This window comes from Mycobacterium sp. TH-M25, from assembly GCF_057473665.1.
The window spans coordinates 1-7,891 of sequence record NZ_JBYCLA010000059.1; the positions used below are offsets into that span (position 1 = coordinate 1).

The window sequence follows — 7,891 nt, forward strand, 5'->3', positions numbered from 1 at the left end:
GATACGCTTCGCCGCCAAGCCCATTCGCCGCCAGATGACGCACTCCCGGCTCGGTCCAGGTCGCCGGGTCGTCGAAGGTGCGGACCAGCTTCCACAGCTGGCCGTCGACTCGGACCACCAGACCCTCGAAGTTCGACCCGACATGCGCGGGCACTCGGATGCGAATCGGTGCAGGCGGTTTCGCCGTCCACCGTAACCGGCGCGCTACTGCCGAGGCGCCGGTGTCGCCCTCGAGGATGTTGTCGCGGGTCATGATGTAGACGCCGCGACCCTCGTCGGGCATCCCGCCGTCGACCACCGGCATCAGGTTGCGGCCCGGCAGCGGATGCACTTCGGAGAACGACTCGGCCAACTCGTCGGCCGTCATATCGACGTCCACGCCCGCCACAGCCAGCAGCGTCGGCACCAGATCGACATGCGACGTGGGTGCCGACACCTCCCGCGCCGACGTCGCCCCGGCCCCGATGCGGGCGATCACGAACGGCACCCGGGTCGCCTCGTCGTAGAGGTTGAACCACTTCTGGTGCAAACCACCATGTGCCCCAAGTAAATCGCCGTGATCGGAGGTCCGCACCAGCACCGCGTTGTCCGATCCGCCTTCGGTGACCGCGCGGCGCACCCGGTCGATCGGCCCGTCGACCTCGGCGTGCAACCGGTAGTACAGGTCGCGGTAGCGCTGCGCATTGCCGCGATACGCCCGTTCGATCACCGGTGCGGGACCGTAGCCGGTGGCGTAGGCCTCGCGGAACGCAATCTGCGCCGCCGGCTTGGTGGCGAGGTCCTCGTCGGCGGTCGGCGCCGCGGGCACGTGCGGCGGATCCAGCGGCGACGCCTTGATCGGGCTGCGGCGCAGCCAAGCCGGAAACAGCGCGATGTCGTGCGGGTTGACGAAGCTGGCCACCAACAGGAATGGGCGTTGCGCGTCAGGATCGCCGGCGCGGCGCCGCGCGTACCGGCCGGTGAGCCAGGCGACGACGCGGTCAGCGACCAGCGGGTCGCGGCGCACTCCGGCGTTACCCGCGAGTGCGCCATGTGGCTCGGGGCCGACCCACCCCGAAAAGCCAAACGGACCAAGGGGATCGGCGTCGAGATAGCGCTGTACCGCGACCGGGTCGACGACGCCGTTCGCGTCGTTGGTCTGTATGACGGTCCCCTTGGGATCGTGCAGGTCGGCGTGCGAGATGTGCCACTTGCCGTCGTAGTGGGTGTCATAGCCGGCGGCGCGAAACCAATTGCCCAGGGTGGGCACTTCGCGCTGGCGGAGCCAGCGCATCCGCGAGTCGCCGGGCATCTTGCCGAGGCCGTCGGTCTGAGTCACGCCATGCAGATCCGGGTAGTGTCCGGTGAAGATCGTCGGTCGACTGGGCGCGCAGGCCAGCGAACCGGTGTAGTGCCGAGTGAAGCTGACGCCGTGCTCGTCGAACCATGTGCGCCCGTGAAGAGTTCGGTTACGCCAGGCAAGCACCTCGGGCGACTCGTACGGCGGGATCGCGCGTTCCTCGTCGGTCATCACGATGATGATGTCGGGTTGACCGGTCACGGTGTGCTCTCCAATCGCTGCGCGAGGCCGGCGAGCATGATGTCGGACTGTCTGGCCTGCATGCGGCACACGGCGTGCTCGGCGAGCTTGTGTACCGGGCCAGAACCGATGTCGACCGCGCTGGTCAATGTGACGGCGGTGCCGTTGCCGGCTGGCCGCAGGCTCCAGCGGTTGGTGAACCGCCGAACCCGCTTCGGCAGCCCGTCGACGTCGTAGGCGAGCGCATGCGGGGCGTCGAACTCGGTGATCGTCTCCACCAGAGCGTTGCGGCCGATTTGCACCCGCCGCGTGGTGCCAACCGGCTCGTTGCCCTTGATCAGCGTGCACGAGTGGTCGATGTTGCCCGCCCATGTACTGATCGAGCCGAATTCGGCGAGCGTATCCCAGATGACTTGCGGGTCAGCCGCGATGGTTCGGCTGCGGTCGATGGCGGCCACCGCCTCACGGTACGCGCCGCCGGCGAGCTAAACAGCCAGTACGCGATGCCCGCGAGGTTCCATGTAGTTGTCAGCGATCAGGATCTCAACCGCATCTTGACGTGACCGCCCCGCTCGGACAGTTCTGGTCGGCACCGACGGTTCGCCGGCGTCTTTCGGGTGAATCAGGTTGCGGACACTGCTTTTCGGGGGATGCTGGTCAGCATGAAACGCAACGAGATCACCGAGCAGATCGTGCTCGCCCGCCTGAGCAAAGGCCTGACCTGGCAGCAGTTGGCCGACGCGATCGACAAACCGGTGGTGTGGACCACCGCGGCCCTGCTCGGCCAGCATCCGATTCCCGCCGAGGCGGCCCAGGTGCTGGTCGACATGCTGGGACTCGAACAGTCGGCGATTCCGGTGCTGGCCGCGGTGCCGACGCGGGGCGGACTGCCGACCGCGATTCCCACGGACCCGACGATTTACCGCTTCTACGAGGCGCTGCAGGTCTACGGCCCGGCGCTCAAGGAACTCATCCATGAGAACTTCGGCGACGGCATCATGAGCGCGATCAACTTCAGCATCGACCTGCAGAAGAAGTCGCATCCGGCGGGCGATCGCGTCGTGGTGACGTTCGACGGCAAATTCCTTCCCTACGAGTGGGTTTCGGCGAAGGCGTAAATAATCCGTCAATAAGCCGATGTCGAGAACCGACTGCGCCTAACATTTCGTGGAATGCGCGGTCCATACACCGAGGCCGATTGGCGTCGCGAAGCCCTGCGTACCAATCTGTGGCTCGTTCCCGTGCTCGAAACCATCTGTTTCGTCCTGCTTTTCGGCCTGACCTACGCCATTGACCGCTCGGCCTACGACGGTTTGATCACGCTGCCTACCTGGGTGCTCAGCGGCACCGCCGACGTCGCGAGGGTCTTGCTGGCCACTGTCGCCGCGGCCATCATCACCGTGGTCGGCATCGTCTTCTCCATCACCATCGTCGCACTGACCTTGGCCTCGACGCAGTTCGGTCCGCGGATGCTGCGCAACTTCGTGCGCGATCCCGGTACGCAGGTGTCGCTGGGTACGTTCGTGGCGAGCTTCTGCTATGCGATGATCGCGCTGGTCTCGGTCGGGGGTGGGCCGCACGGTGATTTCGTGCCGCACCTGTCGATCACGCTGACCCTGCTGCTCACTCTGGTGGATGTGGCGGTGCTGATCTACTTCTTCAACCACATCGCGACCATGATTCAGCTTCCGGTGGTGATCGCCAACATCGCCACCACCCTGGTCAACGAGGTCACGGCGATGGAGAACTCCAACGCCTTCGGCGTCGGCGTGGCCCGCGGCCCCTCGCACGAGGAACTGCTGGCACGGTTGGCCGAGTCCGGCGCCCCGATCCGCACACCGCGCAGCGGCTACCTCCAGGTCATTCGGCACGATGTGCTGGTCAACATCGCCGCGAAGGCCAACGCGGTCGTCCAGTTGCCGCATCGCCCCGGGCATTTCATGGTTGCCGGGCAGGTGATCGCCCGGGTTTGGCCGCCGGAAGCGGCTGCGTCGGTGGCCGATCGCCTCGCGCTCGGTCACGTTGCGGGTGCTTATCGCACACTCCCGCAGGATGTTTCGTTCGGGTTCGACCAGCTGGTCGAGATTGCCTTGCGTGCGCTGTCGCCGGCCGTCAACGACACGTTCACCGGGATGACCTGCGTCGACTGGATCGCCGATTGTCTGTGCCGTATCGCTCCGCTCTGGCATCCGCATCGAGTGCGCCGCGACGGCGACGGCAACATTCGCGTCATCGCTTTCGAGCCCAGCTTCGACCGGCTCGTGGAGCGGACCTTCGATACTATCCGTCAGGCCGCGATTGGCATGCCCGCCATCATGATTCGACAACTCGACGCGATCGCCAAGGTGATCGAACAGGTTCCGGACCGGCGACACCGGACAGCGTTGATCCGGCAAGCTGAGGCGATCCAGCGATCGAACCTCGCCACTGTTGCCGACGCGTCCGACCGCGACGACGTCACGCAGCGCTTCGAGGCGGTCATGACGCTGATCGCCCCTGCCGCTACGGTGGTGATGTGAACTCCGAACTCAAGGCTGACCTCGTCCTCTCGGGCGGCGGCGTCAAGGGTATCGGCCTTTCCGGGGCTGTCGTCGCGCTGATGGAAGCCGGGTACGCGATCCAGCGGGTCTCCGGCACCTCGGCCGGCTCCGTCGTCGGCGCCATCCTGGCGGCAGGCGCCGACGAACTGACTCCCGAGCAGGTCGAGCAGCTCACCATGAGCTTGCCGTACAAAAAATTCCTCGACCCGACGCGCATCACCGGTATTCCGCTGCTCGGCCCGGCGTGGGGTGTGCTCAGCGAAACGGGCATCTACAAAGGCGATTACGCACACGACTGGATCCGTTCGGAGCTGGCCAACTTGGGCGTAAGCACCTTCGCCGACCTGGCCATCGACGCCCCGCACCTGCCCCCCGAACAGCGTTACCGGCTGGTGGTCACCGCGACCGACGTCACCACCGGCCAGCTGGTCCGGTTGCCGTGGGACTATCGCAGAGTCTACGGGCTCGACCCAGACGAGCAGCAGGTCGCCGATGCCGTCCGCGCCTCGATGTCGATCCCGTTCTTTTTCCAGACCGCCAAGCTGACCAGCAGCAGTGGCCTGACGTCGACACTGGTCGACGGCGGCATGCTGTCGAACTTCCCGATCGACTCGTTCGACCGGCGCGACGGCGGGCCGCCACGTTGGCCGACGTTCGGCGTCACGTTGCTGCCGAACCTGCCGCAGGGCAACGACAAAGTGATTCCGGCTCTGGCGCCGGTGAATTGGCTCTTCGGCGGCCCGCCGCTACTCGAGGCGCTGATCACCACGATGATCGTCGGCCGCGACCAGGCCCACCTGAGCCATCCGTCGGTAAGCTCACGGACGATCCGGGTCGACTCGTCAAAAATCGGTTTTCTCGACTTCGGCATCAAGGACAAGCAGAAGCAAGAGCTCTATCAGAACGGGTACAACGAGGCGATCGCCTTCTTGTCGACGTGGAACTGGGAGCAATACCTCGAGCGGTTCCGCCGAACCGTCGGTTAGCCCTCGAATTCGGCTGCCATGTTGTCGATTCCGGCTCGAATACCGGCCAATGCGTCGGCCCGGGTCCGCGACTTCGTCGCGACGTGGGCGTGCCGCTTCAACGTGGCGAACTCGCGGGCGGCCTCTTCGGCTCGGCTGAGGACCATGTCGGGCAGCACGATCTCGTCGACCCAGCCCGCGGCGACCGCCGTCTCACCGAAGAATGTTTTCGCCAGTCCGGCCGATTGCTGGAACGCAGACCGAGTGAGCCGCAGCTTCATCACTTCCAGCGCCGCGTAGGGGATCGTCATGCCGATCGCGACCTCGTTGGCCTGAATGGTGTAGGCCGGAGCCGCAATCCGGTGATCACCACTCGCCAGCAAGAAGGCGCCCATCGCAATCGCGTGGCCGGTGCAGGCCATCACCACCGGCTTGGGGTATGACAGCAGGCGGTGCGAGAGCTCGAAGCCGCCCTTGAGCATGTCGATGGAGGCCTGGACATCACCGGAATTGAAGATCTTCAAGTCGAATCCGCCGCTGAAAACCCGATGGTTTCCCGCGATGACGACTGCGCCGACCTCGTCGCGGTCGGCGTGGTCGAGGGACTCCTGCAGGGCCTGCTGCATCGTCGGGCCGAGGACGTTGACCTTGCCGTCGTCCATGGTGATGAACGCGACGGAATCGTCGAGACGATAGGTGACCGGACTGCTCATAGCAGCGATTGAATCAGACCCGGCTGCTGCGGTGCTTGCCGAGTTCGTCGTCGAGGGTGTCCCAGCGCACGTGGACATCGGTCGGTGGCGCTTCGATCTGCCGGGTGCGCCAGCGGTCCTTGGTCTCGTCCACCGCCCGGTTGATCCGCTCGATCTCGGTGCGGAACACGTCCGGCCGGGTTTCCTTGGTGGCGTAGTGGAAGTAGGTCATCAGGGTGCGCAGCAGCTCCAGCTTCTGCTTTTCCCGCTTGGCCAGGTCGTGGTTGGTCATCAACTCGATTCGCTGCACCGGCGGCAACGACGCCCAGTCGAGCACCACCTTGGTTTCCAGCGGGCGGCGGGGACGCCGCCAGAATTTCCAACCGCGGGGGATTTCGGCGCGGTCGTAGTAGCTCACGGTGCCCGGGAAACGCGATTCGATGCCCTCGCCCAGCTGGGCGCGGTCGAGAGCGGAGTCCCACACCGTGCGCCATTCCTGGCCAGGCGCCAGCGTTGGCAGCTGGCTGGGAAGTTGTAGCTCGACGACATCGGCGTAGCCGTCGGCGGCGTTCTCGTATTCGGCGACGGTCGGCGGCTGCGGAAACGTGAACGACACGTCGTAGGCGGAGGTTTTGCCGAAGTTGCGCACAACCAGTTCGATCACATGCCAGTCAGCGGCGTGCGGTTCCATGAACATGCTGACGTGCGGGCGGGCTTGTTCTGATTCGAGTCGGCGATTACGCCGGATATGGCCATTCGCGTAGGCCAGCGCGATGACGCCGAGCGCAAGCAGCGCCCACGCGGCCCACGCCAGCCAGGTGGCGGAGTCGGTAACCGCGGCCTCATGCCATCGACCGCGGATCCATTCCATCGAACCCATAGCTTCCCCCTACGTGACGCAGTTGGCTGCGTGAAAATTCGCTGGAGAGCCGACGTTCGTTGCTGCTATGCGCCCATCAGCGTTCGCCACTGTTCCAGATTTGTGACCCGGTAAACGAAGTTTGAGCGCTTGACCTCCGACAACGCGGCGCTCGATTCCGCCGAATACCAGTGTCCGGGAAATACTGTCGGATCATTGGATAACTGCGCAAGTTTTTGCAGGCTGCGAAAGATCTCGTCGGAATCTCCGCCGGGAAAATCGGTGCGACCGCAGCCCTCCAGAAAAAGCGTGTCGCCGGCGATCAACCGGCCGTCGAGCAGGAAACACTGGCTACCCGGGGTGTGCCCGGGCGTGTGCAGCAGTTCGATGTCGATATCGCCGATGCTGACCTTGTCGCCGTGCTCATGCGTGGTCAGATCGCTCATCGGTATTCCGGTGACGCGCGAAACAAACAGCGCCTCTTGGGAATTGACGTGGACAGGAACGCTGACCCGCTCGAGCAGCTCGGCCAGCCCGTTGAGCTCGAAGCCCATCATCGAGCCCCCGACGTGGTCGGGGTGGTGGTGGGTGACCAGCACGCCGGACAGGTGCATGCCGTCGGCTTCCAGCGTGTCGACCAAGTCGCCCGCCGCGTAGGCGGGGTCGACCACGACGCAGTCGCCGGTCTGCCGGTCACCGATCAGGTAGGCGAAGTTGCGCATCTGCGTCGCAATGCCGTCGCCCCGGGCGAAGTCGCGACCGGAGAGCAGTTGGCGGAAGTACAGCTGGTCGGTATCGGGCACTCGAACAGCCTAGGCGGGTCTGCGACAAGCGGTAAACCTCACCGTTTGGTGCCCCCGCGGAGCAGGCTGTACCCTCTTTTAGGCCCGAGACGTAACCAAAACGGTCATTTCGGGTGCGGCCCCCTTAGCTCAGTCGGTAGAGCGTTTCCATGGTAAGGAAAAGGTCAACGGTTCGATTCCGTTAGGGGGCTCGGCGGACGCCGAGCAGGCAGGCGGCCCGGAACGAAGGCAAAGCAGTCTCGAGGCGGTGTAGCTCAGTTGGTTAGAGCGAACGACTCATAATCGTTAGGTCGCCGGTTCAAGTCCGGCCATCGCTACAAGACGACAACGAAGACCGGAAAGAAGGACCGACGTGGCCTCCAGTACCGACGTACGGCCCAAGATCACCTTGGCGTGCGAGGTGTGCAAACACCGCAACTACATCACCAAGAAGAACCGCCGCAACGACCCCGACCGGTTGGAGCTGAAGAAATTCTGCCCCAACTGCGGCAAGCACGAGGCGCACCGCGAGAC

Annotated in this window: 9 protein-coding genes and 2 tRNA genes; 6 read left to right on the forward strand and 5 right to left on the reverse strand. The window is 64.9% G+C overall.

Features of this window, described 5'->3' with window-relative positions:
• Positions 1-1,540 (reverse strand): sulfatase-like hydrolase/transferase (locus AC2VOU_RS02250; protein ID WP_486955892.1); only part of this gene is annotated, 1,540 nt, incomplete at its 3' end.
• Positions 1,537-1,977 carry an SRPBCC family protein gene (locus AC2VOU_RS02255; RefSeq protein ID WP_486955893.1) on the reverse strand — a complete coding sequence of 147 codons (441 nt, stop codon included), beginning with the start codon at positions 1,975-1,977 and terminating at the stop codon, positions 1,537-1,539. The genes AC2VOU_RS02255 and AC2VOU_RS02250, both read right to left, overlap by 4 nt.
• A gap of 204 nt (positions 1,978-2,181) precedes the next feature.
• Here AC2VOU_RS02255 and cynS point away from each other — a divergent pair, with 204 nt between their 5' ends.
• From cynS to AC2VOU_RS02270, 3 genes are read left to right on the forward strand one after another with little or no spacing between them, the layout of a single operon-like run.
• On the forward strand, positions 2,182-2,637 hold the full coding sequence (gene cynS / locus AC2VOU_RS02260; RefSeq protein WP_486955894.1) for a cyanase: 456 nt from the start codon (positions 2,182-2,184) through the stop codon (positions 2,635-2,637).
• A 54-nt stretch (positions 2,638-2,691) separates the two neighbouring features.
• Positions 2,692-4,038, forward strand: coding sequence for a DUF2254 domain-containing protein (locus tag AC2VOU_RS02265; protein ID WP_486955895.1), 1,347 nt, complete (start codon positions 2,692-2,694; stop codon positions 4,036-4,038).
• Positions 4,035-5,045 (forward strand): patatin-like phospholipase family protein, encoded by a 1,011-nt coding sequence (locus tag AC2VOU_RS02270; protein WP_486955896.1) that lies wholly within the window; start codon positions 4,035-4,037, stop codon positions 5,043-5,045. Before AC2VOU_RS02265 ends, AC2VOU_RS02270 begins: the two co-directional genes overlap by 4 nt.
• Here the strand turns inward: AC2VOU_RS02270 and AC2VOU_RS02275 are convergent.
• The 3 genes from AC2VOU_RS02275 to AC2VOU_RS02285 all read right to left on the reverse strand — a co-directional run bounded on the left by AC2VOU_RS02275 (position 5,042) and on the right by AC2VOU_RS02285 (position 7,378).
• Complete coding sequence (locus tag AC2VOU_RS02275; protein ID WP_486955897.1) at positions 5,042-5,737, reverse strand: crotonase/enoyl-CoA hydratase family protein; 696 nt, start codon at positions 5,735-5,737, stop codon at positions 5,042-5,044. The genes AC2VOU_RS02270 and AC2VOU_RS02275 overlap by 4 nt on opposite strands.
• Positions 5,738-5,750: 13 nt before the next feature.
• A complete protein-coding gene (locus AC2VOU_RS02280) occupies positions 5,751-6,596 on the reverse strand; it encodes a hypothetical protein (protein WP_486955898.1) in 846 nt (281 codons plus the stop codon).
• Between the two features lie 65 nt (positions 6,597-6,661).
• Positions 6,662-7,378, reverse strand: coding sequence for an MBL fold metallo-hydrolase (locus tag AC2VOU_RS02285; protein ID WP_486955899.1), 717 nt, complete (start codon positions 7,376-7,378; stop codon positions 6,662-6,664).
• Positions 7,379-7,496: 118 nt separating this feature from the next.
• On the opposite strand from AC2VOU_RS02285, the gene AC2VOU_RS02290 reads away from it, so the two are divergent.
• The 3 genes from AC2VOU_RS02290 to rpmG all read left to right on the forward strand — a co-directional run.
• Positions 7,497-7,569, forward strand: a tRNA-Thr gene (locus tag AC2VOU_RS02290).
• Between the two features lie 52 nt (positions 7,570-7,621).
• Positions 7,622-7,695 (forward strand) — tRNA-Met (locus AC2VOU_RS02295).
• Positions 7,696-7,730: 35 nt separating this feature from the next.
• Positions 7,731-7,891: 50S ribosomal protein L33 (rpmG, locus tag AC2VOU_RS02300; RefSeq protein ID WP_486955900.1), on the forward strand; the 161-nt coding region annotated here is incomplete at its 3' end.

What these genes read in the sequence shown, in the direction of transcription:
- cynS (WP_486955894.1), top strand. Translation starts at nt 2,182, where the DNA reads ATGAAACGCAACGAGATCACCGAGCAGATCGTGCTCGCCCGCCTGAGC.
- AC2VOU_RS02265 (WP_486955895.1), top strand. Translation starts at nt 2,692, where the DNA reads ATGCGCGGTCCATACACCGAGGCCGATTGGCGTCGCGAAGCCCTGCGT.
- AC2VOU_RS02280 (WP_486955898.1), bottom strand. Translation starts at nt 6,596, where the DNA reads ATGGGTTCGATGGAATGGATCCGCGGTCGATGGCATGAGGCCGCGGTT.
- AC2VOU_RS02275 (WP_486955897.1), bottom strand. Translation starts at nt 5,737, where the DNA reads ATGAGCAGTCCGGTCACCTATCGTCTCGACGATTCCGTCGCGTTCATC.